Below are 25,659 nucleotides of genomic sequence, written 5' to 3' on the forward strand. Positions count from 1 at the left end.
CCGCGCGGACGCCTCACGCCCCGCGCGGACGCCTCACGCCCCGCGCGGCCGCCTCACGCCCCGCGCGGCCGCCTCACGCCCCGCGCGGCCGCCTCACGCCCCGCGCGGCCGCCTCACGCCCCGCGCGGCCGCCTCACGCCCCGCGCGGCCGCCAGCCGGGATTGATCCGCTGGAACAGCTCGTGCGCGCGCCACCGCCCGTCGATCCGCAGATAGTCCGGCGCCGTCCCGTAGTGCTCGAACCCGCACGCGGCCAGCACCCGTTGCGAGGCCACGTTGTCCACGAGCGTCTCGCCCTGGAGCCGGTGCAGGCCCAGCACGTCGAAGCCGACGCCCACGAGGAGCCGCAGCGCCGCCGTCGCGATCCCCCGCCCCGTGCAGGCGCGGTCCACCCCGTAGCCGACGCTGGCCGAGTCGAACGCGCCGCGGATCACCGAGTTCAGCTGCGCGCGCCCCACGAGCACCCCGTCCTCCTCCACGAGGAAGAGCAGGCCGGTGCCGGTCTCGCGGGCGCGGTCCGCGGCGGCCACGAGGTCCGCCTGGCCGGCGGGCGTGTAGTAGGCCTCGGAGCGCGCCGGCTCGCCCGTGCGGAAGTGGTCCCGGTTGCGGACCACGAAGTCCACCAGGGCGGGGACGTCGTCGGGGGTGGGGTGGCGGAGGGAGACGCTCATCCCTCGGATCATGCCCGCTCGGCCAAGCGAATCCCACCGCGCCCGTCCGCACCCGGCGCCCCGGCCCGCCCTCGACCGCCACCACGACGACGCCGCCCCGGGAGGCGATCCCGGGGCGGCGTCGTCGTGGGTGAGGCCCGGCGTCAGCGCGCGTAGCGCGTGAGGCGCAGCGAGTTCAGCACCACCAGCACCGACGACGCGGCCATGGCGCCGCCGGCGATCATCGGGTTGAGCAGGCCCAGGGCCGCCACGGGGATGCCGAGCACGTTGTAGGCGAACGCCCAGAACAGGTTCATCCGGATGATCCCGAGCGTCCGGCGGCTCAGGTCCAGGGCCTGGACCACCTGGTCGAGGTCGTCGCCCATCACGGTGATCTGCGCGGCCTCGCGGGCCACGTCCGTGCCGGAGCCCATGGCGATGCCCATGTCCGCCGCGGCGAGCGCCGGGGCGTCGTTGACGCCGTCGCCCACCATGGCCACCACGCGGCCCTCGGACTGCAGGCGCGTGACCACGTCCACCTTGTCCTCGGGGCGCACGCCGGCCACCACGTCCTCGGCCGGGATCCCGACGGCGGCGGCCACCTGGGCGGCCACAGCGGCGTTGTCGCCGGTCACCAGCAGCGGGCGCAGCCCGAGCTCCTTCAGGCGGGCGATCGCGGCGGCCGAGCTGGGCTTCACGGTGTCCTTGACCGAGAGGACGCCGGCCACGCGGCCGTCGACGGCCACCCACACGGCGGTGGCGCCGGCCTGCTCGGCGGCGTCGAACTCCGCCTGCTGGGCGGGGCTCGGCTCGCCCACGAGGTCGCCGCGGCCCACGGCCACCCGGACCGGGCCGGCCTCGGGCAGGGCGACCGTGCCGGTCACGCCGCCGCCGGCCGTGGACGCGAAGTCCGCCACGCGGGGCACGGTCAGGCCGCGCTCCCGCGCACCCGCGACGATGGCGCGGGCGATGGGGTGCTCGGACCCGGCCTCGACCGCGGCCGCCAGGGCGAGGATGCGGTCCTCGGTGAGGGCGGCGTCGTCGGCGAAGGCGTGCACGTCGGAGAGGGCCATGCGGCCCTCGGTGACGGTGCCGGTCTTGTCCAGCACGATGGTGTCCACGGTGCGGGTGTCCTCGAGGACCTCCGGGCCGCCGATGAGGATGCCCAGCTGCGAGGCGCGGCCCGTGCCGGCCAGCAGGCCGACCGGGGTGGCCAGGCCGAGCGCGCACGGGCACGCGATGACGAGCACGGCCACGCCGGCGCGCAGCGCGGGGGCCACGTCGCCGCCGGTGACGAGCATCCACACCACGAACGTGAGGACCGCCAGGACCAGCACGATCGGCACGAACACGGCCGAGATGCGGTCTGCCAGGCGGGCGACGCGCGCCTTGCCGGTCTGCGCGTCCGAGACGAGCTGGCCCATCTGCGCGAGCGTGGTGTCCGCGCCGGTGCGGGTGGCGCGGGCGATCAGCCGGCCCGAGGTGTTCACGGTGGCGCCGGTGATCTCGTCACCGGGGCCGACCTCCACGGGCACGGACTCGCCGGTGAGCAGGGAGGCGTCCACGGCGGACGTGCCCTCCAGCACGACGGCGTCCGTCGGGACCTTCTCGCCGGGCCGGATGACGACGACGTCGCCCGGCTCCAGCTCCTCCGCCGGGATGACGCGCTCGGTCAGGGCATCCGCGCCGCCGTCGTCATGCGTTTGGGGCGACTTGTCGGAGGTGGAAGCGGCTTCGACCCCCGAGAAGTCACCCGAAACGGCGGCGACGGAGGCCGAGGCGTCGGGGGTCTGGGCGTCCCAGTGCGGGAGCACGGTGGCCTGCGCGGCGCCCAGGTCCAGCAGGGAGCGCAGCGCGCGCCCGGCCTCGCGCTTGGCGCGGGCCTCGAGCCAGCGCCCGAGCAGCAGGAACGTGGTGATGACCGCCGCCGTCTCGAAGTAGAGGCTGTGGTGCATCATCTCGGCCATGGTCCCGCCCACGTGGGCGGTCATGCCGGGCTCCAGCACCAGCTCCACGGCTGAGTACGTCCACGCCACGAGCACGCCCACGGACACGAGGCTGTCCATGGTGGAGCTGCCGTGCCGGGCCGCGCGGAACGCGGCCGAGTGGAACGGCCACGCGCACCACAGCGCCACGGGCGCCGACATCGCGAGCGCCACCCAGCCCCAGTGCGGGAACTGGAGGGCCGGGACCATGGAGATCAGCACGAGCGGCACCGTGAGGATCGCCGCGACGATCAGCCGCGGCCGCAGCACGTCCGCGCTCGGGCCGTGGGCCATGTGGTCCTCGTGGCCCTCATGCTCACCGTGCTCCGCGCCGGTGGCCTCGTGGCCCCGGTGGTCGGAGTGCCCGGCGTGGTCGGCAGCGTGCCCCGTGCCGCCGTCGTCGTGCCGGTCCCGACGCGCGGGCCGCGCCCGCGGATCCGGGCGCACGGCGGCCGTGTAGCCGGCCTTGGCGACGGCGTCGAGCAGGTCCTGGTCGCTCACGCCCGCGGGCACGGTGACGGTGGCGCGCTCGAGCGGGAGGTTGACCGAGGCCTCGACGCCCTCGATCTTGCCGAGCTTGCGCTCGACCCGGCCCACGCACGAGGCGCACGTCATGCCCGTGACGTCGAGGTCCACGCGGCGCGTGCCCTCGGCGTCCTGCAGGGCCGTGCGGCCGAGGGCCTCGGCGGCGCGGTCGGAGGGGGAGGGTGAGGCGGCCACGGTTCAGCCCTCGACGAGCCGGTAGCCGGCCTCCTCGACGGCGGCGCGTGCGGCGGCGGGGTCGAGGGGGCTCTCGGAGGTGACGGTCGCGGTGGACACGCCGCCCGCGGTGAGGTCGACGTCCACGGCGGTGACGCCGGCGATCTCGCCGAGCTCCTCCTGGACGGACGCGACGCAGTGGCCGCAGGTCATGCCGGTGATCTTCAGGTCGGTGGTGGTCATGGGGTCCTCCTGGGACGGGGTGGGTTCGGGTCGGTCTGGTGGGTCTGGTCGGTCGTGGGGGCGAGAGGGCCGGCGGGCCGGTGCCGTCGCGTCAGCGCAGCAGGCGGCCGATGGCCGCGGTGGCCTCGGCGACCTTCTCGTCGATGAGCTCGGTCCGGCCCGAGGCCTCGGCCTCGACGGCGGCCTCGGCCACGCAGTGGCGCAGGTGCTCCGAGGTGAGGTTCAGGCTCATGGCCTGCAGCGCCTTCGTGACGGCGGCGACCTGCGTGAGGATGTCGATGCAGTAGACGTCTTCGTCCACCATGCGGTGGATGCCGCGCACCTGGCCCTCGATCCGGCGCAGCCGCTTGAGGTGCGCGTCCTTGTCCCGGTGCGCCGCGTGCGGCGGGTGGGCGCCGGCGCAGGGGTCCGCGCCATCGTGGGCGTCCGTCGTCGTGGGGGGCGTGCTCATGCCCCGTTTCTATACCCCTAGGGGGTATTCCGTCAACCCACCCCCGCCCTTTCGTGCGGGAGACGGGAGGCTGCGCCCTTCCTTTCGTATGGGAAACGGAAGGCTCCCGTTTCCCGCACGAAAGCACCCCCGAAGGCTCCCGTTCCCCACGCGAAACCACCCCGCGGGGACGACGACGGCCACCCACCTGCGCGAGGTGAGCGGCCGTCGTCGGGATGGCGGCGGGTCAGGCGACCGGCGCCCCCTCGCCGGGCGGCGGGGCGTCGGAGCCCTCCTCGCCGAGGTCGGCGATGAGGCCGCGGACCTGCAGGTCCAGGGCGTCGCGGACGCCGCGCACCTGCTCGAGGCTCATGCCGCGGATGGAGGGCACGGACCACTCCTGCACCTCGGTGCCCTCGGGGATGTCGAAGGGCTCGGCGCCGTCGAAGAGCACGACAACCTCGGCGGCCTTGAGCACGTCCTCGTCGACGCCCTTGGTGTACGAGTGGTGCAACGGGATGCCGATCTCGCTCATGGCGTCGAAGGCCGTGGAGATCACCTCGCCGGCGGGGGAGGTGCCGGCGGAGCGGGACTTCACGGCGCCGCCGGTGCGGTTCTCCAGCAGCGCCGCGGCCATCTGCGAGCGGCCCGCGTTGCCGTGGCAGACGAAGAGCACGCGCGGGTGACGGGACTCGATGCTGCCCTGGTTGATGGCCATGGCGCGCAGGCGGGCGGAGGCGTGCTGCACGGTGGTGCTCGGCAGCATGTCCGGGTGCCGGCTGGTGGCCGCCAGCTGGGCGTAGGAGTCCATCACGACGGCGCGCACGGTCTCCTCGTCGCACACGCCGGGGAAGCGCTCCATGAGGTGCTCGATCTCGCGCTCCAGCACGTTCGCGGCCATGCCCTCCGGCTCCAGGCCCACCGGCGCCGCGGCGCGGCCGTCCGGCGACGCCGCGTCCAGCGGCAGGTCGTCCACCGCGGGCGTGCGGTCGGCATGCGGGTCCGGGGGGATGGCGGCCATGGTGGGGGTCCTCCAGGGGGACGGCGCTCAGGTGAACGCAAGGTGAACGGATGCCTCCACCATCCGCCTTCACCCGCGTGTGCGCAAGTAGCGCGCGTGCGCGCGCCTGCGTGTCGCCCCGCCCCGCCTCCCGACGGCGCCCCTCGCCTCCGCCTTCCAGCCCCGCCTCCCAGCCCCGCCTCTCTGCGCCGCGGACCGGCGGCGTCCCCGCCCGCCGCGTGGCCGGCGTCGGGGTGGGAGAGAATGGGGCCCATGTCTGTCCCCACCCTGCTGCCGGAGCTCGGCACCGCCGCGGCCGAGGCCGCCGTCCCCCCGTTCGCCCGGGCGGTGCTGTGGGCGCACGGGGACGCCGCCTGGCGCGGGGACGACGGCTGGACCGTGCTGGTGGACGGCCCCGACCGCCTGCGCCGGCTCTCGGCGCTGTGGCAGGCCGCCGTCGCCGGGCGCGAGGACCCGGCCGCCCCCGTGCGCGGCTGGGTGTCCGCCCCCTTCTCCGACGACTCTGTGGAGCCCGCCGTGCTGCGCGTGCCCGCGCGCCTTCGCCGCTCCACGGCCTCGGGCATCCGGGAGACGCCCCAGCACGTGGACGCGGCCGCGCTCGCGGACGCCGTCTCCGCGGACGGCGGGGCCCGCCTCCTGCCCGACGGCGAGGTCCCCCTGCCCGCCGACACCTCCGAGAGCGCCTGGGACGACGCCGGCTACGCGGCCGGGGTGCGCGAGCTCCTGGCGCGCATGGCCGCCTCGGACGGCGCGCTGGCGAAGGTGGTCATCAGCCGCACGCTCACCGTGCCCGCGGACGACGCCGACCTGTGGCGGGCGATCCGCGCGCTGCGGCGCGAGTACCCGCAGACGTGGGTGTTCGCCGTCGGCGGCCTGCTGGGGGCCACGCCGGAGATCCTCGCCACCCGGCACGCCGGGCTCGTGGGCTCGCGCGTGCTGGCCGGGTCGCTGCCGCGCGGCGAGGACGAGGCGGAGGACGCCGCGCTGCGCGCCCGGCTCGCCACGGACCCGCGTCTGGGGGAGGAGCACCGCTGGGCGGCGCGTTCGGTGCTGGACGCGCTCGCGCCCGTCGTCGACCTCGCGGATCCGGACCCCGCGCCCACCGTGCTCACCCTGCCCAACGTGCACCACCTGGCCACCTCGGTGCGCGGGCGCCTGCGGGACGGGCGCGGGACGGTGCTGGACGTCGTCGCGGCCCTGCACCCCACGGCCGCCGTCGGCGGCACCCCGACCCCCGAGGCCGTGCGCGTGATCCGCGAGGTCGAGCCCGTGGACCGGGGCCGCTACGCGGGGCCGGTGGGCTGGCTGGACCAGGACGGCGACGGCGAGATCGCCCTGGCGCTGCGCTGCGGCCAGCAGGTGCCCGGCGGGGTGCGGCTGCAGGCCGGCGGCGGGATGGTGCCGGGCGCGGTGCCCGAGGAGGAGGTCACGGAGATCCGCGCCAAGCTCCTGCCGATGCGCCGGGCGCTGGGGATCGACCTGGACTGAGCGGGAGCCAGAGCCGCAGGCTCCCGTTTCCCACACGAAAGCGGTGATCACTTTCGTGTGGGAAACGGGGGACGACGTCGCGAAGGCTCCCGTTTCCCGCACGAAAACGCGGGGGAGGCTCCCGTTTCCCACACGAAAACGCGGGGGAGGGGATGCGGAAGGACCCGCCGGCGCCGCCCCTCCGGAGAGGGGGCGGGCCGACGGGTCCTTCCGTCAGGTGCGTGCTGCCGTGTGGCGGATCAGGCCGCTGCGGCCAGGGGTGCGTGCGCCGGGGCGTCGGCCTGGAGGCGGCGGGCGGCCTCGCGCTCGGTCAGCGCTGGCAGGAACATGGTCATGCGGGCGGAGCGCTTGAGCTCGGAGGCGACCTCGCGCACGGTGGCTCGGACGGCCTCGGCGGTGGCGACGCCCTCGAAGCGGCGGGCGAGGGTCTCCTCGACGCGCTTGAGCACGTGGCGCTGCATCAGGGGGCTCGGCGCGGCGGGCAGGTGATGAACGGTGTTGATGCTCACGGTGAGCACCTCCTTCGGTGTCGGATCAGCGGATCCGGCGAGTCGTCGCGGCGGGGCCGCGGGGGTAGGTCTCGTGCGTTCCAGCCCCCCATTCCGTGAACGAAAGGTGAACGCTTCGTGAACGAGTCTATCGAGTCGCCGTGAAAATGCAACTGTCTGTTCATCTGCGTGACCTGGACCACGCCCTGATGCGTCCCTCCCGGGGGTGGAATCGGCTGATTTGCGGGGATCTTTGCCGCTCAGGATGGTGAACCGGACGTGAACGTCAAGATGAACGGAAGGTGAACAGGGCGCCGACGGCGACCCGTCCCGCCCCGTCCACGGCGCGCGGTGCGAGGGTGGAGGCATGCCCCGTGAAGCCCCCGGCCCCGTGTCCGCGGCCGGCCTCGCCCGGGAGGCCGCCATCCTCGCCGGCGCGGGCGCCGCGATCCTGCTGCAGGTGGCGCACCGGCCCGTCGGCGCCGGCGTCGCCGCCCACTCCCGGTTCACCGAGGATCCGATGCGGCGGCTGCGCCACACCCTCGGCTACATCTACGCCGTCACCCTCCCGGAGGCCGCGGGCGCGCGGGACGCCGTGGTCGCCCGGGTGCGGGCCGCGCACGCGCCGGTCCGGGGCGCCGACCACGAGGGCCGCCCCTACGACGCCGCCGACCCCGACGCCCAGCTCTGGGTGGCCGCCACCCTCTACTGGGCGGGCGAGCAGGTCCGCGGCCGCCTGTGGGGCGCGCTCGACCCCGCCGACGCCGACCGCCTCTACCGCGACTTCGCCCCGCTCGCCACGAGCCTCGAGGTCCCTACGGCCGCCTGGCCCGCGGACCGCGCCGCCTTCGCCGCCTACTGGGACGCCCGGATCGCCGGGCTCGAGGTCACGGACGACGCGCGGGCCGTCGCCGCTGACCTCTTCTCCGGCCGCGGCGTGCCGGCGCCGCTGCGGGCCGCCCTGCCGCTCGCCCGGTTCGTGACCGCCGGGCTGCTCCCCGCCCGGGTGCGCGCCGGCCTGGGCTGGGACTGGTCCCGGCGCGACTCGATCCGCGAGGCGCGCCTGTGGGCGCTGACCCGGACGCTCTACCGGCCGCTGCCGGCGGCGGTGCGCGGCGTCGTCGTGCGCTGGATCCTGCGCGGGCTGCGCCGCATGCCAGGGGCGGGCGGGCCGGCGTCGTGAGGCCGACCCGCCGGGGCGCCCGCGTCGTCTGGGAGAATGGTGCCGATGTCTGACTACCAGCCCCGCCGCCCCGGATCGAACCCCGCCCCCGCCCGCCGGACCGACCGCGCCGGCAAGCCCGCCCTCGGCCGGCCCAAGCGCGGCCTGATCGACGAGTCCGAGGCGCGCCAGCTCGCCGAGGACCGCGAGCGCATGCGCCGCGCCGGCGTCGGCCACCAGCTCTCCGCGCCCAAGCGCCGGGAGGCCGCCACCGCCGAGCGCCCCCAGGTGATGCCCCAGACCGAGGGCTGGACCCAGCCCATGGGCCCGGACGGCCGCCCCCAGCTGCAGTTCAAGCAGCCGCGCGTGTCCCAGCCGCCCACGCACCTGGCCGACCTCACGCTCGCCGAGCGCCAGGCGAAGGCCAAGGAGATCGGGCTGCCCGCGTTCCGCGCCAAGCAGCTCTCCGTGCACTACTTCGAGCGGTACACCACCGACCCCGAGCAGATGACGGACCTGCCCAAGGACAAGCGCGAGGCGATCGCCGAGGCGTTCTTCCCGCCGCTGCTCACCGAGGTCCGCCGCATGGAGACGGACCGCGGGGACACCGTGAAGTTCCTCTGGAGGCTGTTCGACGGCGCCCTCGTGGAGTCCGTGCTCATGCGCTACCCCGGCCGCGTCACGCTGTGCGTGTCCAGCCAGGCCGGCTGCGGCATGAACTGCCCGTTCTGCGCCACCGGCCAGGCGGGCCTGACCCGCAACATGTCCACGGCGGAGATCGTGGAGCAGATCGTCCGCGCCAACCAGGTGATCGCCGAGGGCGGCCTGGGCGGCAAGCGCAAGGACGGCGGCCACGACGCCGACCGCGTCACCAACGTGGTGTTCATGGGCATGGGCGAGCCGCTGGCCAACTACAAGCGGGTCATGGCGGCCGTGCACCGCATGGTGGACCCGGCCCCCGAGGGCCTGGGCATGTCCGCGCGCAACATCACGCTCTCCACGGTGGGCCTGGTGCCCGCCATCCGGAAGCTCGCCGAGGAGGGCGTGCCGCTAACTTTCGCCCTGTCCCTGCACGCGCCCGACGACGAGCTGCGGGACGAGCTGATCCCCGTGAACTCGCGGTGGAAGGCGGACGAGGCCATCGACGCGGCCTACGACTACTTCGTGGCCACCGGCCGCCGCGTGTCCATCGAGTACGCGCTCATCAAGGACATGAACGACCACGCCTGGCGCGCCGACCTGCTCGCCAAGAAGCTCAACGCGCGAGGCAAGGGCTGGGTGCACGTGAACCCCATCCCGCTCAACCCGACGCCGGGCTCCATCTGGACGGCCTCGGAGAAGGACGTGACGCGGGAGTTCGTGGAGCGGCTCAACGCCGCCGGCATCCCGACCACCCTGCGCGACACCCGCGGCAAGGAGATCGACGGCGCGTGCGGCCAGCTGGCGGCCGGCGACGAGGACGCCTGAGCTCTTTGCCTCTGGCCCCCAGCCTCGGTGCGCCAGCGCTTTCGTGCGGGAAACGGGAGCCTTCCCCCCCCCCCCCCCCCCCCCCCACGCTTTCGTCCGGGAAACGGGAGCCTTCCCCCCACGCTTTCGTCCGGGAAACGGGAGCCTGCCCGCGGGGATGACCCGCCAGAGACGAGATTCGGGCGACTTGTCGGAGGTCAGAGGGCCTGACACGTCCGACAAGTCACCCGAATCTCCCGCGGCGGAGGCTGCCCCCGGGCGGGGGCGGCTGAGACCCAGGGGGTCAGAACTGCACGGTCGTGCTCTCGCCCGGGTGGGCCTCCCCGCCGGTCACCTTGGCCTTGATCAGCTCGACGGCGGTGCCCACCGCGCCCGGGGACTCCCAGTACTGCGCGGACTCCACGTCCACGCGCACGAGCACGATCTGCGGGTCCTCCGGGCTTGAGCCCTCACCGAAGAACGCCTCGGTGGCGGGGTTCCAGAACTCCTTCTTGCGGGCGTCGTCGCGCACCACCTGGCCGTGGCCGGCCACGGAGGCCCAGAAGTCCTTGTCCTGCACGGACACGTTGACGGGCCGCTGGGAGGCGTCCGAGGCCACGTCGGAGGCGGCGCGGGTCATGAACCAGAGGGTGCCGGTCTCCTCGGCCTTCTGCAGGCCCATGGGGCGGGTGGTGAGCGTGCCGTCCGCCTCGGAGGTGGTCAGCATGCAGACGTTCGACTTCTCGAGCTTCTCGAGCAGGTGGGTGCGGGGGTCCTTGTGGCCCATGGCGGTGCTCCTTCGCGTCAGTGGTGCGACGACGCCGCTTGTCAGCGCCGGTTCGCACCCTGACGCTAACCCCGCCCCACCGTGGTGTGGCGAGGGCCGGGCGACGCACGGCCACGCTCGGCCACGCCCGGCGAGGCCTCAGCGACGCACGGCGGCGGCCAGCCAGTCGACGCCCAGCTCGTAGCCCAGCACGCCCGCCCCGGCGATCACGGCGTCCGCCACGGCGGAGACGTGCGAGTGGTGCCGGAACGGCTCGCGCCGGTGGATGTTGGAGATGTGCACCTCCACGATCGGCCGCCCGACGGCGGACAGCGCGTCCCGGATGGCCACGGAGGTGTGCGAGTACGCGGCCGGGTTGATGAGGATGCCGGCGTGGGAGGTGCGGGCCTCCTGGATCCAGTCGACGAGCTCGCCCTCGTGGTTGGACTGGCGGAAGTCGACGGCGAGCCCGTGCCCGGCGGCGCGGGCCTCGGTGCGCGACCGGACGTCGTCGAGGGTGTCCGAGCCGTAGATCTCGGGCTCGCGGGTGCCCAGCAGGTTCAGGTTGGGGCCGTTGAGCACGAGCAGCGGCAGGGCGGAGGGCGCGGTCGTCATGGGGCCAGTGTAGGAACGCACGACGACGGAGGCTCCCGTCTCCCGCACGAAAGTGCGTGGGGAGGCTCCCGTTTCCCGCACGAAAGCGCGGGGGTGCGTCGTCGTGGGGGAGGCGGGAGCCGGCCCGCGGAATAGCCGCACCGTCCGCCCCGTTGTCCCGGGCAGGAAGAACGCCCGCGCGCCTCCCGTCCGGGAGGCCGACGCGCCGGCGACCGCCGACGAAAGGACACCCCATCATGGCGACCAAGGACCTGACCCTCGAGGAGTTCGGCACCACCGTCTCGGAGAACGACACCGTGCTGGTGGACTTCTGGGCCGACTGGTGCGGCCCCTGCAAGCAGTTCGCCCCCGTGTTCGACGCCGCTTCGGAGAAGCACGAGGACGTGGTGTTCGCGAAGGTGGACACCGAGGACCAGCAGCAGCTGGCCGCGATGGCCGGCATCACCTCCATCCCCACGCTCATGGCGTTCCGCGGCGGCGTGCTCGTGTTCTCGCAGGCCGGTGCGCTGCCCGGCTCCGCCCTGGACAGCCTGCTGGAGCAGGTCAAGGGCCTGGACATCGCCGAGGTCCGCCGCATGGCGGAGCAGCAGGCGGCCGAGCAGGGCGGCGCGGCCGAGCCCGGCCAGGACGAGGCCGTGCAGTCCACCGCCTCGCACCTGGACGAGGTCAACGGCCGCTGACGGCCCCCCTGACGGGCTCTCGGCGTCGGTCGCGGACGGTCCCGCTCAGCGGGCCTCGAACGCCCCCTGCTGCCACTGCTCCACGAGCCACGGGCTGAACGCCCGGGGGACGGCGGCCAGGGCGGCGGCCAGATCGGCCGGTTCCACCCAGCACCACTCCGCGACCTCGTCCCGTTCCGGGGCGGGGTCGCCGTGCATCTGCGCCCGGAACACGGGGCAGATCTCGTGCTCCTCCATGCCGGAGGCGTCCGCGGCCCGGTAGCGGAAGTCGGGGAGCACCTCGACGACGTCGGACACCTCCGCACCCAGCTCCTGCGGGGCGCGGCGCAGCACCGCCTGGGCGGGGGACTCGCCGGGGCCGGGGTGCCCGCAGAAGCCGTTGGTCCACACCCCGGGGAACGCCTTCTTCCCGAGGGCGCGGCGGGTCAGCAGGAACCGACCGGCGTCGTCGTAGACGTGGCAGGAGAACGCCAGGTGCAGGGGCGTGCCGCCGTCCTCGGTGCGGCGGTGGACCGCGGCCTTGGCCTCCGTGCCCACGGCCTCGCCCGCCGGGGACAGCAGGACCACGCGCTCGACGTCGTCGGGGCCTGCGACCGGGACGTCCGAGGCCGCCATCCACGGTCGGACGACGGGGGAGGGGCGGTCGTGCGGGGAGGGCGTGGCCGGTGTCTGCATGCCTCTCAGTGTGGCAGGCGAGCCGAGCCGCCCATCAGATGTGGGCCACGTCACCCTGGCCCGTGCTCGACGTCCGGGCGTGGCTAGAGTGCTGAGGTCGGCGCCACACCCCGGCGCGTCCCACGTCACTCGAGGAGAGCACCCCATGGCCTTCGCCGCCCTTTCCCGTTCCGCCCGTCTTGCCGGCCTGTCCGCTGCCGCGCTGCTGGCCCTCACCGCGTGCGGCGGTCAGGACTCGTCCGACGCCGACGCGTCGGCCTCGACGACGGCGCCCGCCTCCGAGTCCGCGCAGAGTTCGGAGTCGTCGTCCGCCTCGGCGTCGTCGCTGTCCGCGGCTCCGGCCGACTACGAGGCCGGCACGTGCTTCACCGCCCCGCTCGGCGCGCGTGACCTGTCCTCCTTCGAGACCACCGACTGCGAGGGCGCCCACATCGCGGAGTACCTGTGGGCCGTGCCGGCCGTGGCCGAGGGTGAGGAGGCCGACCCCGCCGCCGCCCAGACCTGCACCGCCCAGGCCCAGCGCCTGAGCGAGGAGAAGGAGGACCAGCTGAACGGGGCCGTCCTGACCTCCTCCGAGCTGGGCAACTACGGCACCGACGAGAAGCACTGCGTCGTGTACGGGGTCTCCGGTGAGTGGGAGGGCCAGATCGTGGACCCGGAGCTCACCCTCGACGAGGCGATCGCCGCCTCCACCGGCGCCTGATCCAGGACGCCTGCGCACGGGCGCCGATCCGGGTTCGTCCCCCACGCCTGGACGCGCCCGGTCGGCGCCAGTAGTGTCTCGGCCATCGAGAAGTTCGATCATTGAAACGATGGCGCGAGGCGGACCCGCGCGCTCCGGCGGCGGGAGGTCCCATGGGCGAGGCGAGGCGCGGCACCGAGCAGGCGCGGCTGCTGCGGCAGGTGGTGCTGCTGCACCAGGAGGTGCGCATCCACCTGTGCCGGCTCATGGGCATGCACGACACGGACTACGCCGCCCTGGCCCTGCTCATGCGCGGCCGGCTCGGCCCCTCCGCGCTCGCCTCCGCCCTCGGCCTGAGCAGCGCCGCGGCCACCGCGGTGGTGGACCGGCTCGAGGCCGCCGGGCACGCCGAGCGACTGCCCCACCTGCAGGACCGCCGCCGCACCATGGTGCGCCTGCTCCCCGCCTCCCAGCAGCAGGTCCAGGCGGAGGTGGACCGGATGGCGGACGCCACCGGCGCGCTGCTGGAGGACTTCGACGAGCGCGAGCGGGCCGCCGTCGCCCGCTACCTGGCGGGCACCCGGGACGCCCTCGAGCAGTGGCGCGACGACGTCGCCGCGCGCGTGGCCGCCCGGGACGACTTCGCCGCCGCGGACTCGGAGGCCGGGCGATGAGCGCCGGGCGTGAGGGCGTCGTCGCCGAGCTGGAGGCCGCTCTGTCCCGCGCCGCCGGGCTCGCGCCGGAGTCGGCCGCGTTCGCCGAGCTGCTCGCCGGCCTGAGGACGCACGCCGGCGCCGGCAAGCTCATCCGCCCCCGCCTCGTGGAGCTGGGCTGGCGCGCCGCCGCGGACGGCCCGGTCCCGGCCGCCGAGCGCCCCGCCGTGGACCGGCTCGGCGCGGCCTTCGAGCTGCTGCACACCGGCCTGCTGGTCCACGACGACGTCATCGACCGCGACGTGGTGCGCCGCGGCGAGCGCACCGTCCACGAGGCCACCCGCCGGCGCCTGGCCGCGCGCGGCGTCCCCGAGGCCGAGGCCGCCCACGCGGGCACCGCCGTCGCCCTCATCGGCGGGGACGTCCTGCTCGTGGAGGCGCTGCGCCTGGCCATGACATGCACCCCGGACCCGGGCCGGGCCGCGCCGGTGGCCGCCGTCGTGCTGGACGCCGCCACCGCCTCCGCCGCCGGCGAGCTCGAGGACGTGCTCCTGGGCCTGGCCCGGCACACCGGCGAGGAGCCGGAGCCCGAGCGCATCCTGGCGATGCAGCGGCTCAAGACCGCCCACTACACGGTGTCCGCGCCCCTGCGGGCGGGGGCGCTGCTGGCGGGGGCGGATCCCGACGTCGCCGCGGGGCTGGGGGAGGCCGGCGCCGACCTGGGCGTGGCCTACCAGGTGGTGGACGACGTGCTCGGGGTGTTCGGCGCCCCGGAGCAGACCGGCAAGTCCGCCGACGGCGACCTGCGCGAGGGCAAGGCCACCGTGCTCACCGCGCACGGCCGCCGCGACCCCGCCGTCCGTGCCCTGCTCGACGCCGGCCCCGCCACCCCCGAAGAGCTCGAGGCCGCCCGCCGCGCCCTCGAGGCCGCCGGGGCCCGCGAGCACGCCCTGCAGGTGGCCGAGGAGCTGACGCGCCGCGCCGCCGAGCACCTGGCCGTCCTGCCCCTGGGCGAGGCCGCCTGCGCCGAGTTCGCCGACGCCTGCCACGCCGTCCTGACGAGGAGCTCCTGAGATGACCGCGCCCCCCGCACCCCCCGTGCCCGCCGACGCGCCCCTGTACACCCGCACCGCCCGCGCCGCCGCCGGCCGGGTGATCCGCCGCTACTCCACCTCCTTCTCGTGGGCCTGCCGCACCCTGCCGCGCGAGGCCCGCCGGGACGTCGAGGCGATCTACGCGATGGTGCGCGTGGCGGACGAGGCGGTGGACGGCGTCGCGCAGGCCGCGGGCCTGGACTCGCAGCGGGTCCGCGCCGCCCTGGACGACTACGAGCGGGCCTGCGAGGCGGCCATGGCCAGCGGCTTCTCCACGGACCTCGTGCTGCACGCGTTCGGGGACGTCGCCCGCCGGCACGGGATCACCCCGGAGCTGACCCGCCCGTTCTTCGCCTCCATGCGCGCGGACCTGGGGGTCAGCGAGCACGGGGCGGAGTCGCTGGCGGCCTACATCCACGGCTCCGCCGAGGTGGTGGGGCTGATGTGCCTGCAGGTGTTCCTCTCCCTGCCCGGCACCCGGGCGCGGACCCCGGCCGAGCGCGAGGCGATCCGCGCGCAGGCCGCCCGCCTCGGCGCCGCCTTCCAGAAGGTGAACTTCCTGCGGGACCTCGCCGCGGACCACGACGGCCTCGGCCGCACCTACCTGACCGGCGCCGCCCCGGACGAGCTCACCGAGGCGCGCAAGGCCGAGCTCGTGGCCGAGGTCCGTGCCGACCTCGCCGCCGCCCTGCCCGGCATCCGCGCCCTCGACCCGCGGGCCGGCCGCGCGGTCGCCTTGGCCCACGGGCTGTTCGCGGCGCTCGCGGACCGGATCGAGGCCACCCCCGCCGCCGAGCTGGCCCGCCGCCGCGTGCGCGTGCCGGACGCGCAGAAGGCCCGCATCGCCGCCCGGGTGCTGGCGGAGCAGGCCGGCCTGGCCGTGGCCCGACGACGCCGGGGAGGCCGCCGGTGAGCGCGGCGCCGAACGTCGCATCCGGTGCCGCAGCGCACGACGACGGCCCGCGCGCCGTGGTGATCGGCGGCGGGTTCGCCGGGCTGGCGACGGCGGGGCTGCTCGCCCGCGACGGCCACCGCGTGACCCTGCTCGAGCGGAACGACGGGCTGGGCGGCCGGTCCGGGCGGTGGTCCGCGGAGGGCTTCGCCTTCGACACGGGCCCGTCCTGGTACCTCATGCCCGAGGTGATCGATCGCTGGTTCCGGCTCATGGGCGCCTCCGCCGCCGAGCGCCTGGACCTGCACCGACTGGACCCCGGCTACCGCGTGTACTTCGAGGAGCACTTGGACGCCCCGCCCGTGGACGTGCGCACCGGCCACGCCGAGGAGCTGGTCGAGTCGCTCGAGCCGGGTGCGGGGGAGCGGCTGCGGGCCTACCTGGACTCGGCCGGCCGCGTGTACGAGCTGGCCAAGGAGCATTTCCTCTACACGGACTTCCGCCGGCCGGCGGACCTCGCCCGTCCCGCGGTGCTCCGGGCCCTGCCGTCGTTGGGGCCCCAGCTGCTCGGCGGGCTGCGCGCGCACGTCGCCGCCCGCTTCCGGGACCCGCGGATCCGCCAGATCCTCGGCTACCCGGCCGTGTTCCTGGGGACCTCGCCGGACCGGGCGCCGGCCATGTACCACCTCATGTCCCACCTGGACCTGAGGGACGGCGTCCAGTACCCGATCGGCGGGTTCGCCGCGCTCGTGGACGCCATGGCGGACCTGGTGCGCGAGGCCGGGGTGGAGGTCGTCACCGGCGCCGAGGCGACCCGGATCGAGGTCGAGGACGCCGCGCGTCGGCGCCGCCGCCGGGGCCGGGTGACCGGCGTCGTCGTCCGGCAGGGCGGGACCGAGCGCCGCCTGCCCGCGGACACCGTGGTGGCCGCCGCGGACCTGCACCACGTGCAGACCGCCCTCCTGCCGCCGGCCCAGCGGGTTGCCGAGTCCGCGTGGGACCGCCGCGACCCCGGCCCCTCCGGGGTGCTCGTGTGTGTGGGCGTGCGCGGGGCGCTGCCGCAGCTGGCCCACCACACGCTGCTGTTCACGGCGGACTGGGAGGACAACTTCGGGCGCATCGAGCGCGGGGAGGACCTCGCCGCGGACACCTCGATCTACGTCTCCCGCACCTCCGCCACGGACCCGGGGGTCGCCCCGGACGGGGACGAGTCCCTGTTCGTGCTGGTGCCCGCCCCCGCCGAGCCCGGCTGGGGCCGCGGCGGGATCCGGGTCCGCGAGGGCGACGGCTGGCGGGTGGAGCGCGAGGGGGACGCGCAGGTGGAGGCCGTGGCGGACCGCGCCCTGGACCAGCTCGCCCGCTGGGCCGGGATCGAGGACCTGCACGAGCGGATCGTGGTGCGCCGGACGATCGGGCCCGGGGACTTCGCCGCGGACGTTCACGCCTGGCGCGGCTCCATGCTGGGCCCCGGGCACACCCTCGCCCAGTCCGCGATGTTCCGCCCCTCCGTGCGGGACGCGGACGTGGCCGGGCTGCTGTACGCCGGCTCCTCCGTGCGCCCGGGCATCGGCGTGCCCATGTGCCTGATCTCGGCGGAGGTCGTCCGGGAGGAGCTGCGGCACGCCGCGCGGCGGGATGCGCTCCGCGCCCAGCGCCGGGGCAGATCCCAGGACGACGACGGCGCCCGCCGGGGCCGAGTGGCGGCGTCGTGATCCGCACGCTGTTCTGGGCCTCGCGCCCCGTGAGCTGGGTGAACACGGCGTATCCGTTCGCGGCGGCCGCGATCCTCACCGGCGGGCTGCCGACGTGGCTGGTGGTGCTGGGCACGGTGTTCTTCCTGGTGCCGTACAACCTGGCCATGTACGGCATCAACGACGTCTTCGACTTCGCCTCGGACCTGCGCAATCCGCGCAAGGGCGGGGTGGAGGGCTCGGTGCTGGCGGACCCCGCCGTGCGCCGCCGCGTGCTGCGGTGGTCCTGCCTCGTGGCCGTGCCGTTCGTGGCGGTGTTGGCCGGATGGTCGATCGCCCGGGGGCAGTGGGACGCCCTCGCCGTGCTGGCGGTGAGCCTGTTCGCGGTGGTCGCGTACTCGTGGGCGGGGCTGCGGTTCAAGGAGCGGCCGTTCCTGGACGCGGCGACGTCGGCCACGCACTTCGTCTCCCCGGCGCTCTACGGGCTGGTGCTCGCCGGGGCCGCGTTCACGCCCGCGCTGTGGGCGCTGCTGGGCGGGTTCTTCCTGTGGGGGATGGCCTCGCAGATGTTCGGCGCGGTGCAGGACGTGCTCCCGGACCGCGAGGGCGGGCTGGCCTCCGTGGCCACGGTGCTGGGAGCGAGGCCCACGGTGTGGCTCGCGGCCGCGCTCTACGCGGGCGCGGGCCTGCTGATGCTGGGCACGGAGTGGCCCGGCCCTCTCGCAGCCCTGCTGGCGGTGCCCTACGTGCTCAACGTGCTGCGCTTCCGCGCCGTCACGGACGCGACGTCCGGGGCGGCGCACCGCGGCTGGCGGCTGTTCCTGCCACTGAACTACGTGACGGGGTTCCTGGTGACAATGCTGCTGATCGGCTGGGCGCTGGCCCGGGGAGGGGTGTGAATGGTCTACCTGCTGACGCTGCTGGCCGTGATCGGCTGCATGGCCCTGCTCGACTGGCGCCACCGCCTCTTCCTGTGGGCCCGGCCCGGGGCCGCGCTGGTGGTGCTCGCCGTCGGGATGGCCTACTTCCTGGCCTGGGACGTGTGGGGGATCGCCGAGGGTGTGTTCCTTCACCGCGACTCCCCGTACATGACCGGCATCATGCTGGCCCCGCAGCTGCCGCTGGAGGAGGGCTTCTTCCTGCTGTTCCTCAGCCAGATCACCATGGTCCTGTTCACGGGGGCCGTGCGGATCCTGGAACACCGCGCCGGGCAACGGGCGGGGGTGCGGCCGGGCCGGAGTGCGGCCCGGGCCGGGGGCACGACGGCGGCCGGGGGGACGCGATGACCTTCCTGGACCTGATCCTCGTCTTCGTCGGCCTCGCCGCGGCCGTCCTCGTGGCGGTCGCGCTGACCGGGCGGGTGCGCGCCCGGCACACGGCGGCCATCGCCGCGGCGCTGGCGTCCCTGTGGGTGCTCACGGCCGTCTTCGACAACGTCATGATCGCCGCCGGCCTGTTCGACTACGGCCACGACCTGCTCTCCGGGATCTACGTTGGGCTCGCGCCCATCGAGGACTTCGCCTACCCGCTGGGCTCGGCGCTGCTGCTGCCGGCGGTGTGGCTGCTGCTGACGGGGCGCCGCCGCCGGGGAGGGGAGCGGTCGCCTGACGGCGGCGCCGAGCCCACGGGCGACGGCTCCAGCACGGCGGACGCGGGGCGCTGACGTGCTCCCGCTCATCCCGGCTGACCTGCTGCGCGCCCTCGGTCTCGTGCTCATCCCGGCCGCGTGGGCGGTGGCCGGCTGGCCGTCCGCTGCCGTGATGCTCCTCGTGTTCGGTGCGCAGTGGCTGACCCGCTGGCTCGTGCCCGGCTCCGCCCTGGACTGGGGCGCGCAGGCGGTGCTGCTCGCGGCCGGCTGGTTCAGCGTGACCGGGCTCTACCACCGGGTCGAGGCGCTGGACCTGGTGATGCACGCGGCGGCGAGCGCCGCCGTCGTCGGGCTGGTGGCCGTGGCCGCGCGGGCCCGGCTGCGCCGCCGGGGCGAGGACCCGGGCGCGCTGGTGCGCCGGCTCGGGCCGGTGCTGTCCGCCGCGGCGCTGACGGGCGCCGGCGTGGGCCTGGGCGTGCTGTGGGAGCTGGCCGAGTGGTGGGGGCACACCGTGGTCACCGCGGAGATCGGGGTCGGCTACGACGACACCATCGGCGACCTCGCCGCCGACCTGTTCGGCGCTGGTGCGGGCGCCGCGCTCGCCGTGCGTGGGCAGCTGCGGGCCGCGGGGTCCGCGCGGTGAGCGGCGGCCGGCCTGCCGGGGCGCTCACGGTGTCCGTGGTGGTCCCCGTGCTCGACGACGCCGCTCACCTGCGCGAGTGCCTGCGGCACCTGGCCCGGCAGACGCGCCCCGCGGACGAGGTGATCGTGGTGGACAACGGCAGCGCGGACGACTCGGCCGCCGTCGCCGCCGAGGCCGGGGCGCGCGTCGTGCACGAGCCTCTCCGGGGCATTCCCGCCGCCGCGGCCGCCGGCTACGACGCCGCCGTCGGGGACGTGATCCTGCGCTGCGACGCGGACACCCGCCCGCCGCCGGACTGGGTGGCCCGCGCCGCCGGCCGGTTCGAGGCCGAGCCGGACCTGGCCGCCCTCACCGGTCCCGGCACCTTCTACGACCAGCCGCGTCTCCTCGCTCGGCTGCGCTCGCGCGCCTACAGCGCGGCGTACCGGTTCGGGGCGGGGGCGGCGGTGGCCGGGACCGCACTGTGGGGCTCGAATCTCGGCCTGCGCGCCGAGGCGTGGCGGGCCGTGCGCGGGCGCGTGCACCGGCGCCGCCCCGACGTCCACGACGACCTGGACCTCTCCTTCCACCTCGGCCTGGCCGACGTCGGAAGCGTGGTCCACGACCGCCGGCTGCACGTGGGGGCGGCCGGGCGGATCTTCACGTCCCTGCCGGCGCGCGTGCGGCAGCTGCGGATGGCCGTGACGACCCTGCGCCTCAACTGGGCGCTGCTCTCCCCGGGGATGCGCTGGGTCCGGCGGGCGCGACGCTCACGCTGAGGCGCCGCGGTCCAGCGGGTTCCTGCGCAGCGGCAGCCGGCCCACGAGGGCGCGAGCGAGACTCCGGGGCCGCCGCCGCTCCCCGCCCGTGGTGCGCCGCTGGGCCTCGGCGAGGATGTTGGCGGCCATCTCGGGGAAGACCACGGCGTGGAACGGCAGGATGGCCGTCCAGTAGGCGCGGCCCAGCAGGCCGTCCGGCATGAAGATCGCCCGCTGGCGGTAGACGGAGCCGCCGCCCTCCCGCGGCTCGGTGGACATCTGCAGCCACGCCCGGCCGCCGGCCTTCATCTCGGCGCGCAGCGTGAGCCGGCGGCCGTGCTCCACGTCCTCCACCCGCCACCAGTCGACGGCGTCGCCGCGGCGCAGCCGGTCCTGGTCCCGCCGGCCCCGGATCAGGCCGGGCCCGCCGACGAGCTTGTCTGCGAGGCCGCGGACCTTCCAGAGCATCGGCGTGGAGTACCAGCCGTTGGCGCCGCCCACGGACTCGATCACGGGCCACACGTCCTGCGGCGGCAGGTCCGACTGGCGCTCCCGCTCGTCCGTGTACACGGTGGTGCCGGACCAGTCCGGGTCCGAGGGCAGCGGGTCGGCCGGGTCGGCGGCGGCGTGGAAGTCCGCGTCGAAGGTGACGTCCAGGGGGCCCTCCTTCTCCCGCTTCAGCGCCAGCCGCACGGCGTCCATGTAGGAGGTCAGCCCGCCCGGCGGGTCCGGGATGAGGTCGCGGACCGAGCGGTCCTCCACGACCGCCTCCTCGGCGAGGGATGCGGCCAGGGGCAGGGCCACCGCGACCGGGATGGGGGTCACCGTGCCGATCCAGAAGCCCGCCAGGGTCTGCAGCGGGAACGGAGTGGGGATCACGATGCGCCGGGACAGTCCGGCGGCCTTGGCGTAGTCCACCAGCACGCTTGCGAATGACTGGGGGTGTCCGTTGCCGATCTGTGCCCTCAGCTGCACGGGCTCCGGGAGGGCGCAGGCCTGCAGGAGGTAGTACAGGACGTCGCGGATGGCCAGCGGCTCCACCCGGTTCTTCAGCCAGGACGGGCCGGGCATCACGGGCAGCCGTTCGGCGAGGTGGCGGATCATCTCGAACGAGGTGGAGCCCGAGCCGATGATCACCCCGGCCTCGAACGTCAGCGCCGGCGTCGCCGCCTGCTCGAGACGCTCGGCCACGAGCGCGCGGGAGCGCATGTGGTCGGACAGCTCCGCGACGGGGATCTTGTCCGGGTGCAGGCCGGAGAGATAGACGAGCTGGGCCACGCCGGCCGTGTCCGCGGCGGTGCCCACGATGTCCGCGATCCGCTGCTCCTGGGTCACGAAGTCACCGCCCCCGCCCATGGAGTGCACGAGGTAGAGCACGGTGTGCACGTCCTGCATGGCGGCTTCGACGAGGTCCGCCTCGGTGAGGTCGAGTTCCACCGCCTCGACGCCCTCCGACCACGGCCGGTCCGCGAGGTCGGAGGGGTTCCGGGCGCCGGCCCGGACGTCGAAGCCGGCGGCGAGCAGTTCGGGGATGAGGCGCCCGCCCACGTACCCGGTGGCACCGGTGACGAGGACGCGACGGCCCCGGCCTTCCGGCAGGGACAGGCCGAGGGGGGAGGTGTGGGACGCCGGCGTGGCACCGGCGGGGACGGGGGAGGGCTGTGTGGACGCCATGGGCGCACTCTAGGGTCCGGGGCGGGTCGGCCTGAAGGTCTCAGGTGTGCGGACCCGGGGCCCGTGAGTGGGCACGCCGCCGGACCGGTGTCGGCCGGAGCAGGCCCTGCACGGTCCGTGAAAGACTGCTCGCTATGGCCACTGCAGATTCCGGAGACGTCCTGCCGCACCTGCGCACTGAGGCCATCCGCGCCGTCGTCGGGCCCACGAGCGCGGACCGCGGGTTCGCGATCGCCGCCTCCGGCGCCGTCGGCCGCCTGCGCTACGACGCGGCCACGGGCCGGCTCGCCGCCTCCGTGCAGGGCACCGCGCCGAGCCCCTACCGCGTGCAGGTGACGCTCCAGCAGGCCTTCGACGACGCCGACCCCGAGGGCGCCGCCGTGCGCATGGAGCCGGTGGGCGGGCGCTGCACCTGCCCCGTCGGCACGGACTGCAAGCACGTGGCCGCCGCCCTCTACCAGGTGGTCCGCCTCGACGCGGACCAGGCCCTGGACGACGCCCGTCGCAAGCTCGCCGAGATGGTCACCACCGCCGACGCGCTCCCCGCGCCCGCCGGCCCGGGCCACGACGACGGCGGCCCGCGCGGCTCCGGCTCGGGTGGCGCCGCCACGGGCCCGAAGCGCGCGTCGGGCGTCCCCGAGGCGCCCCACTCCGGCCTGGACTGGCGCCGTGTGATGGAGCCGCTGGCCGGACTCGATGGTCCGCGCCGGCTGGGCACGCCGCCCGCCCTGGCGATCGGCGTGGAGCTCGTGGCCGAGTCCTCCCGCAACGCGTTCCAGCAGTGGGGCCCGGCGCCCGCCGGCGAGGACCAGGTCCGCGAGGGCCGCCCCCTGTACGTGACCCTGAGACCCCTCAAGCGCGGCGCCAAGGGGACCTGGATCAAGGGCGGGCTGACCTGGAAGAACTTCCAGTTCGGCCGCGCCGAGTTCGCCCCCGCCCAGGAGCGGGCCATGCGCCTGATCTGGCGGCAGCTGCAGGCCGAGGACTCCTACCCCACGGACGCCTGGTTCGGCCTGCACGCCTTCGACTCCCCACGGATCTGGCAGCTGCTCGCGGAGGCCCGCGAGGTCGGGGTGGAGCTCGTGCCGCTGGGGCTGCTCACGGACGTGGTGCTGGAGGCGCCCGCCGCCGTCGGGCTGGACGTCACCCGCGCCCCCGACGGCGGCCTCGACGTCGCCCCGTCCCTGGACCCCGCCCCGCCCGGCCGGGGCCTGGCCGGCGTGCACGCGGTGGGCGGCATCGGCTTCTACCGCGTTGACCTCACGGACGAGCAGGCCGTGCTCCACCTGATCCCCGCCGAACGGCCCGTCCCCGAGGCCGTCCAGCAGATCGTGCTCGCCGGCGGGCCCGTGCGCGTGCCCGCCGCGGACCGCGAGGAGTTCCTCGGCCGGATCTACCCGCGGCTGCGTGGCACCCTGCCCGTCACCAGCGGCGACGCCTCCGTGGAGCTGCCCGAGTTCGAGCCGCCCGTGCTGCGGCTGCGCGCCGACTTCCGGCCCGACCACGAGCTCGTGCTGCGCTGGTCCTGGCTCTACTTCGACCCGCCCCGCGAACTCGGCCTCGACGCCGGCGGCGACCCCCTGCGGGACACCCGGCACGAGGCGGAGGTGCTGCGCGCCGTCGCTGAGCTCTGGCCGCGCGCCGGCCGCGCCGAGGAACAGGTCCTCGAGGGCGTGGGCGCCGCCCGGTTCTCCGAGCAGGTGCTGCCGCTGCTGCAGCGCGCCGACCACGTGCGCGTGGACGTCACCGGCGACCGCCCCGACTACCGCGAGCTGAAGGCCGCCCCACGCATCGAGGTCGGCACGAAGGCCACACAGAACGACTGGTTCGACCTGGGCGTGCAGGTCTCCGTGGACGGGCACGTGCTGCCGTTCGTGGAGCTGTTCACCGCGCTCGTGCAGGGCAAGACCACGCTCATCCTCGCCGACGGCTCCTACCTCGGCCTCGACCACCCCGCCTTCGACCGGCTGCGCGCCCTGCTCTCCGAGGCCGCCACCCTGCAGGAGTGGACCCCGGAGCACACCCCCGTCTCACGGCACCAGGTGGGCTTCTGGGAGGACCTCAAGGAGCTCGCGGACGAGGTGGACGAGGACCCGGAGTGGACCGCCGCCGTCGGGCGTCTGGCCGCCGTCGAGCGCCTCCCCGAGGCCCCGCGCCCCGCCGGCCTGAAGGCCGACCTGCGCCCCTACCAGGAGGACGGGCTGCGCTGGCTGGCCTTCCTGTGGGAGCAGGACCTCGGCGGGATCCTGGCCGACGACATGGGCCTGGGCAAGACCGTCCAGACCCTCGCGCTCTTCGCCCACGCACGCCAGGCCCGGCCCGAGCGGCCGCCGTTCCTCGTGGTCGCGCCGAGCTCCGTGGTGTCCGTGTGGGCGGCCGAGGCCGAGAAGTTCACCCCGGACCTCGACGTGCGCGTCCTGGACACCACCGTCCGCAAGCGCGGCACCGCCGTGGCGGACGAGGTGGCGGGGGCGGACGTGGTGGTCACCAGCTACACGCTCCTGAGGATCGACGCCGGCCAGTACGGCGGACTCGACTGGGGCGGGGTGGTCTTCGACGAGGCCCAGTTCCTGAAGAACCGCGCCGCGAAGGTGCACACGGTGGCCCGCGACCTGCGCGCCCCCTTCCGGCTGGCCATCACCGGCACGCCGATGGAGAACTCCCTCAGCGACCTGTGGGCGCTGCTGGGCGTCGTCGTGCCGGGCCTGTTCCCGAGCCACCGCCGGTTCCGCGAGACCTACGTGACCCCCATCGAGACCGGGGAGGACCCCGAGCGGATGGCGGCCCTGCGCCGCCGCGTGCGCCCCTTCATGCTGCGCCGCTCCAAGGAGCTCGTGGCGAAGGACCTGCCGCCCAAGCAGGAGCAGATCCTCCAGGTGGAGCTCGAGCCGGCCCACCGCAAGCTCTACGACCGTGTGCTCCAGCGCGAGCGCCGCAAGGTGTTGGGGCTGCTCGGGGACATGGACGGCAACCGGTTCACCATCTTCAAGTCGCTCACGTTGCTGCGGATGCTGGCGCTGGCGCCGCAGATCGTCGACGACCAGTACGCCTCCGTGCCCAGCTCCAAGCTCGAGCGCTTCCTCGACGACCTCACCGAGGTGATCGCCGAGGGGCACCGGGTGATCGTGTTCAGCCAGTTCACCAGCTTCCTGCGGGTCATCGCCGAGGAGCTGGACCACCTGGAGGTGGACCACGCGTACCTCGACGGGTCCACGCGCGGGCGCGCCGAGGTGATCCGCGGCTTCCGCGAGGGCGAGGCGCCGGTGTTCCTGATCTCCCTGAAGGCGGGCGGCTTCGGCCTGACCCTGACCGAGGCGGACTACGTGTTCCTCATGGATCCGTGGTGGAACCCCGCCGCGGAGGCGCAGGCCGTGGACCGGGCGCACCGGATCGGGCAGGAGCGGACCGTGATGGTCTACCGGCTCGTGTCCGAGGGGACGATCGAGGAGAAGGTGCTCGAGCTGCAGCGGCGCAAGGCCGAGCTGTTCGGCGCGCTCATGGACGAGTCCGACGACTCCGGCGCCGGCGCCTTCACCGACTCCCTCACCGCCGAGGACATCCGGGAGCTGCTCGGCGCCGAGGAGTGAGGGCCCCTCCGGGCGGCGCTTTCGTGCGGGAAACGGGAGGCTTCGGCGGCGCTTTCGTGCGGGAAACGGGA

The 25,659-nt window shown here is 75.2% G+C and carries 25 protein-coding genes; 15 read left to right on the top strand and 10 right to left on the bottom strand.

Annotated elements, in window-relative coordinates; all coding sequences use genetic code 11:
• Positions 1 to 133 precede the first annotated feature (133 nt).
• The 5 genes from HDA33_RS11060 to HDA33_RS11080 form a co-directional block, all read right to left on the bottom strand.
• On the bottom strand, positions 134 to 670 hold the full coding sequence (locus HDA33_RS11060; protein WP_158491746.1) for a GNAT family N-acetyltransferase: 537 nt from the start codon (positions 668 to 670) through the stop codon (positions 134 to 136).
• Between the two features lie 143 nt (positions 671 to 813).
• The gene (locus tag HDA33_RS11065; protein ID WP_246417244.1) at positions 814 to 3,249 is read right to left on the bottom strand and encodes a heavy metal translocating P-type ATPase; all 2,436 of its coding nucleotides are present in this window, start codon (positions 3,247 to 3,249) and stop codon (positions 814 to 816) included.
• 108 nt (positions 3,250 to 3,357) lie between these two features.
• Positions 3,358 to 3,576: a heavy-metal-associated domain-containing protein gene (locus HDA33_RS11070; RefSeq protein WP_017488839.1), complete on the bottom strand. Its 219-nt coding sequence runs from the start codon at positions 3,574 to 3,576 to the stop codon at positions 3,358 to 3,360.
• Positions 3,577 to 3,667: 91 nt separating this feature from the next.
• Positions 3,668 to 4,027, bottom strand: a complete 360-nt coding sequence (locus tag HDA33_RS11075; RefSeq protein WP_158491748.1) for a metal-sensitive transcriptional regulator — start codon at positions 4,025 to 4,027, stop codon at positions 3,668 to 3,670.
• Positions 4,028 to 4,253: 226 nt separating this feature from the next.
• Positions 4,254 to 5,027, bottom strand: coding sequence for an arsenate-mycothiol transferase ArsC (locus HDA33_RS11080; RefSeq protein ID WP_184173247.1), 774 nt, complete (start codon positions 5,025 to 5,027; stop codon positions 4,254 to 4,256).
• Between the two features lie 252 nt (positions 5,028 to 5,279).
• Here HDA33_RS11080 and HDA33_RS11085 point away from each other — a divergent pair, with 252 nt between their 5' ends.
• Positions 5,280 to 6,515, top strand: a complete 1,236-nt coding sequence (locus HDA33_RS11085; protein ID WP_184173249.1) for an isochorismate synthase — start codon at positions 5,280 to 5,282, stop codon at positions 6,513 to 6,515.
• Between the two features lie 239 nt (positions 6,516 to 6,754).
• On the opposite strand, the gene HDA33_RS11090 is transcribed toward HDA33_RS11085, so the two are convergent.
• Positions 6,755 to 7,024, bottom strand: coding sequence for a three-helix bundle dimerization domain-containing protein (locus tag HDA33_RS11090; protein ID WP_338104345.1), 270 nt, complete (start codon positions 7,022 to 7,024; stop codon positions 6,755 to 6,757).
• A gap of 346 nt (positions 7,025 to 7,370) precedes the next feature.
• Between HDA33_RS11090 and HDA33_RS11095 the strand changes: the two genes are divergently transcribed.
• Together HDA33_RS11095 and rlmN are read left to right on the top strand one after the other, a co-directional pair.
• Positions 7,371 to 8,186 carry an oxygenase MpaB family protein gene (locus HDA33_RS11095; protein WP_246416949.1) on the top strand — a complete coding sequence of 272 codons (816 nt, stop codon included), beginning with the start codon at positions 7,371 to 7,373 and terminating at the stop codon, positions 8,184 to 8,186.
• A 270-nt stretch (positions 8,187 to 8,456) separates the two neighbouring features.
• A complete protein-coding gene (rlmN, locus tag HDA33_RS11100; RefSeq protein WP_476703398.1) occupies positions 8,457 to 9,632 on the top strand; it encodes a dual-specificity RNA methyltransferase RlmN in 1,176 nt (391 codons plus the stop codon).
• 283 nt (positions 9,633 to 9,915) lie between these two features.
• Here rlmN and HDA33_RS11105 read toward each other — a convergent pair whose 3' ends face one another.
• Together HDA33_RS11105 and aroQ are read right to left on the bottom strand one after the other, a co-directional pair.
• Entirely contained in the window at positions 9,916 to 10,398 is a 483-nt protein-coding gene (locus HDA33_RS11105; protein WP_184173255.1) for a pyridoxamine 5'-phosphate oxidase family protein, read from the bottom strand.
• A 138-nt stretch (positions 10,399 to 10,536) separates the two neighbouring features.
• Entirely contained in the window at positions 10,537 to 10,992 is a 456-nt protein-coding gene (gene aroQ, locus HDA33_RS11110; protein ID WP_184173257.1) for a type II 3-dehydroquinate dehydratase, read from the bottom strand.
• Positions 10,993 to 11,228: 236 nt separating this feature from the next.
• Here aroQ and trxA point away from each other — a divergent pair, with 236 nt between their 5' ends.
• Entirely contained in the window at positions 11,229 to 11,672 is a 444-nt protein-coding gene (trxA, locus tag HDA33_RS11115; RefSeq protein ID WP_017488830.1) for a thioredoxin, read from the top strand.
• Positions 11,673 to 11,717: 45 nt separating this feature from the next.
• Here trxA and idi read toward each other — a convergent pair whose 3' ends face one another.
• On the bottom strand, positions 11,718 to 12,347 hold the full coding sequence (gene idi, locus HDA33_RS11120) for an isopentenyl-diphosphate Delta-isomerase (RefSeq protein WP_184173259.1): 630 nt from the start codon (positions 12,345 to 12,347) through the stop codon (positions 11,718 to 11,720).
• A 145-nt stretch (positions 12,348 to 12,492) separates the two neighbouring features.
• On the opposite strand from idi, the gene HDA33_RS11125 reads away from it, so the two are divergent.
• The 10 genes from HDA33_RS11125 to HDA33_RS11170 all read left to right on the top strand — a co-directional run bounded on the left by HDA33_RS11125 (position 12,493) and on the right by HDA33_RS11170 (position 20,348).
• Positions 12,493 to 13,050: a hypothetical protein gene (locus tag HDA33_RS11125; protein WP_184173261.1), complete on the top strand. Its 558-nt coding sequence runs from the start codon at positions 12,493 to 12,495 to the stop codon at positions 13,048 to 13,050.
• Between the two features lie 152 nt (positions 13,051 to 13,202).
• On the top strand, positions 13,203 to 13,703 hold the full coding sequence (locus HDA33_RS11130) for a MarR family winged helix-turn-helix transcriptional regulator (RefSeq protein ID WP_184173263.1): 501 nt from the start codon (positions 13,203 to 13,205) through the stop codon (positions 13,701 to 13,703).
• A complete protein-coding gene (locus HDA33_RS11135) occupies positions 13,700 to 14,755 on the top strand; it encodes a polyprenyl synthetase family protein (protein WP_184173264.1) in 1,056 nt (351 codons plus the stop codon). Before HDA33_RS11130 ends, HDA33_RS11135 begins: the two co-directional genes overlap by 4 nt.
• Position 14,756: 1 nt before the next feature.
• Complete coding sequence (locus tag HDA33_RS11140) at positions 14,757 to 15,689, top strand: phytoene/squalene synthase family protein (RefSeq protein WP_184173266.1); 933 nt, start codon at positions 14,757 to 14,759, stop codon at positions 15,687 to 15,689.
• On the top strand, positions 15,686 to 17,380 hold the full coding sequence (gene crtI / locus HDA33_RS11145; RefSeq protein WP_338104347.1) for a phytoene desaturase family protein: 1,695 nt from the start codon (positions 15,686 to 15,688) through the stop codon (positions 17,378 to 17,380). Before HDA33_RS11140 ends, crtI begins: the two co-directional genes overlap by 4 nt.
• Positions 17,377 to 18,258, top strand: a complete 882-nt coding sequence (locus HDA33_RS11150; protein ID WP_184173268.1) for a prenyltransferase — start codon at positions 17,377 to 17,379, stop codon at positions 18,256 to 18,258. Before crtI ends, HDA33_RS11150 begins: the two co-directional genes overlap by 4 nt.
• The gene (locus HDA33_RS11155; protein WP_184173270.1) at positions 18,259 to 18,645 is read left to right on the top strand and encodes a lycopene cyclase domain-containing protein; all 387 of its coding nucleotides are present in this window, start codon (positions 18,259 to 18,261) and stop codon (positions 18,643 to 18,645) included.
• Positions 18,642 to 19,022 (top strand): lycopene cyclase domain-containing protein, encoded by a 381-nt coding sequence (locus HDA33_RS11160; RefSeq protein WP_184173273.1) that lies wholly within the window; start codon positions 18,642 to 18,644, stop codon positions 19,020 to 19,022. The genes HDA33_RS11155 and HDA33_RS11160 overlap by 4 nt, the downstream gene beginning before the upstream one ends.
• 1 nt (position 19,023) lies before the next feature.
• The gene (locus HDA33_RS11165) at positions 19,024 to 19,590 is read left to right on the top strand and encodes a DUF2238 domain-containing protein (protein ID WP_184173275.1); all 567 of its coding nucleotides are present in this window, start codon (positions 19,024 to 19,026) and stop codon (positions 19,588 to 19,590) included.
• A gap of 38 nt (positions 19,591 to 19,628) precedes the next feature.
• On the top strand, positions 19,629 to 20,348 hold the full coding sequence (locus tag HDA33_RS11170; RefSeq protein ID WP_338104348.1) for a glycosyltransferase family 2 protein: 720 nt from the start codon (positions 19,629 to 19,631) through the stop codon (positions 20,346 to 20,348).
• On the opposite strand, the gene HDA33_RS11175 is transcribed toward HDA33_RS11170, so the two are convergent.
• Positions 20,340 to 22,001 (bottom strand): SDR family oxidoreductase, encoded by a 1,662-nt coding sequence (locus HDA33_RS11175; protein ID WP_184173278.1) that lies wholly within the window; start codon positions 21,999 to 22,001, stop codon positions 20,340 to 20,342. The two genes, HDA33_RS11170 and HDA33_RS11175, sit on opposite strands and share 9 nt — an antisense overlap.
• 134 nt (positions 22,002 to 22,135) lie before the next feature.
• Between HDA33_RS11175 and HDA33_RS11180 the strand changes: the two genes are divergently transcribed.
• Positions 22,136 to 25,588, top strand: a complete 3,453-nt coding sequence (locus HDA33_RS11180; protein ID WP_184173280.1) for a DEAD/DEAH box helicase — start codon at positions 22,136 to 22,138, stop codon at positions 25,586 to 25,588.
• Positions 25,589 to 25,659: the final 71 nt, after the last annotated feature.

Source organism: Micrococcus endophyticus, assembly GCF_014205115.1.
Classification (GTDB): Bacteria; Actinomycetota; Actinomycetes; order Actinomycetales; family Micrococcaceae; genus Micrococcus; species Micrococcus endophyticus.

Excerpts from the sequence above, each read along its gene's own strand:
- HDA33_RS11140 (WP_184173266.1), top strand. The coding sequence starts at position 14,757 with ATGACCGCGCCCCCCGCACCCCCCGTGCCCGCCGACGCGCCCCTGTAC.
- HDA33_RS11065 (WP_246417244.1), bottom strand. The coding sequence starts at position 3,249 with ATGACGTGCGCCTCGTGCGTGGGCCGGGTCGAGCGCAAGCTCGGCAAG.
- HDA33_RS11075 (WP_158491748.1), bottom strand. The coding sequence starts at position 4,027 with ATGAGCACGCCCCCCACGACGACGGACGCCCACGATGGCGCGGACCCC.
- trxA (WP_017488830.1), top strand. The coding sequence starts at position 11,229 with ATGGCGACCAAGGACCTGACCCTCGAGGAGTTCGGCACCACCGTCTCG.
- HDA33_RS11060 (WP_158491746.1), bottom strand. The coding sequence starts at position 670 with ATGAGCGTCTCCCTCCGCCACCCCACCCCCGACGACGTCCCCGCCCTG.
- HDA33_RS11095 (WP_246416949.1), top strand. The coding sequence starts at position 7,371 with ATGCCCCGTGAAGCCCCCGGCCCCGTGTCCGCGGCCGGCCTCGCCCGG.
- HDA33_RS11160 (WP_184173273.1), top strand. The coding sequence starts at position 18,642 with ATGACCTTCCTGGACCTGATCCTCGTCTTCGTCGGCCTCGCCGCGGCC.
- HDA33_RS11180 (WP_184173280.1), top strand. The coding sequence starts at position 22,136 with ATGGCCACTGCAGATTCCGGAGACGTCCTGCCGCACCTGCGCACTGAG.
- HDA33_RS11175 (WP_184173278.1), bottom strand. The coding sequence starts at position 22,001 with ATGGCGTCCACACAGCCCTCCCCCGTCCCCGCCGGTGCCACGCCGGCG.
- HDA33_RS11155 (WP_184173270.1), top strand. The coding sequence starts at position 18,259 with ATGGTCTACCTGCTGACGCTGCTGGCCGTGATCGGCTGCATGGCCCTG.
- HDA33_RS11130 (WP_184173263.1), top strand. The coding sequence starts at position 13,203 with ATGGGCGAGGCGAGGCGCGGCACCGAGCAGGCGCGGCTGCTGCGGCAG.
- aroQ (WP_184173257.1), bottom strand. The coding sequence starts at position 10,992 with ATGACGACCGCGCCCTCCGCCCTGCCGCTGCTCGTGCTCAACGGCCCC.
- rlmN (WP_476703398.1), top strand. The coding sequence starts at position 8,457 with ATGCCCCAGACCGAGGGCTGGACCCAGCCCATGGGCCCGGACGGCCGC.
- HDA33_RS11070 (WP_017488839.1), bottom strand. The coding sequence starts at position 3,576 with ATGACCACCACCGACCTGAAGATCACCGGCATGACCTGCGGCCACTGC.
- idi (WP_184173259.1), bottom strand. The coding sequence starts at position 12,347 with ATGCAGACACCGGCCACGCCCTCCCCGCACGACCGCCCCTCCCCCGTC.
- HDA33_RS11085 (WP_184173249.1), top strand. The coding sequence starts at position 5,280 with ATGTCTGTCCCCACCCTGCTGCCGGAGCTCGGCACCGCCGCGGCCGAG.
- HDA33_RS11080 (WP_184173247.1), bottom strand. The coding sequence starts at position 5,027 with ATGGCCGCCATCCCCCCGGACCCGCATGCCGACCGCACGCCCGCGGTG.
- HDA33_RS11125 (WP_184173261.1), top strand. The coding sequence starts at position 12,493 with ATGGCCTTCGCCGCCCTTTCCCGTTCCGCCCGTCTTGCCGGCCTGTCC.
- HDA33_RS11105 (WP_184173255.1), bottom strand. The coding sequence starts at position 10,398 with ATGGGCCACAAGGACCCCCGCACCCACCTGCTCGAGAAGCTCGAGAAG.
- HDA33_RS11135 (WP_184173264.1), top strand. The coding sequence starts at position 13,700 with ATGAGCGCCGGGCGTGAGGGCGTCGTCGCCGAGCTGGAGGCCGCTCTG.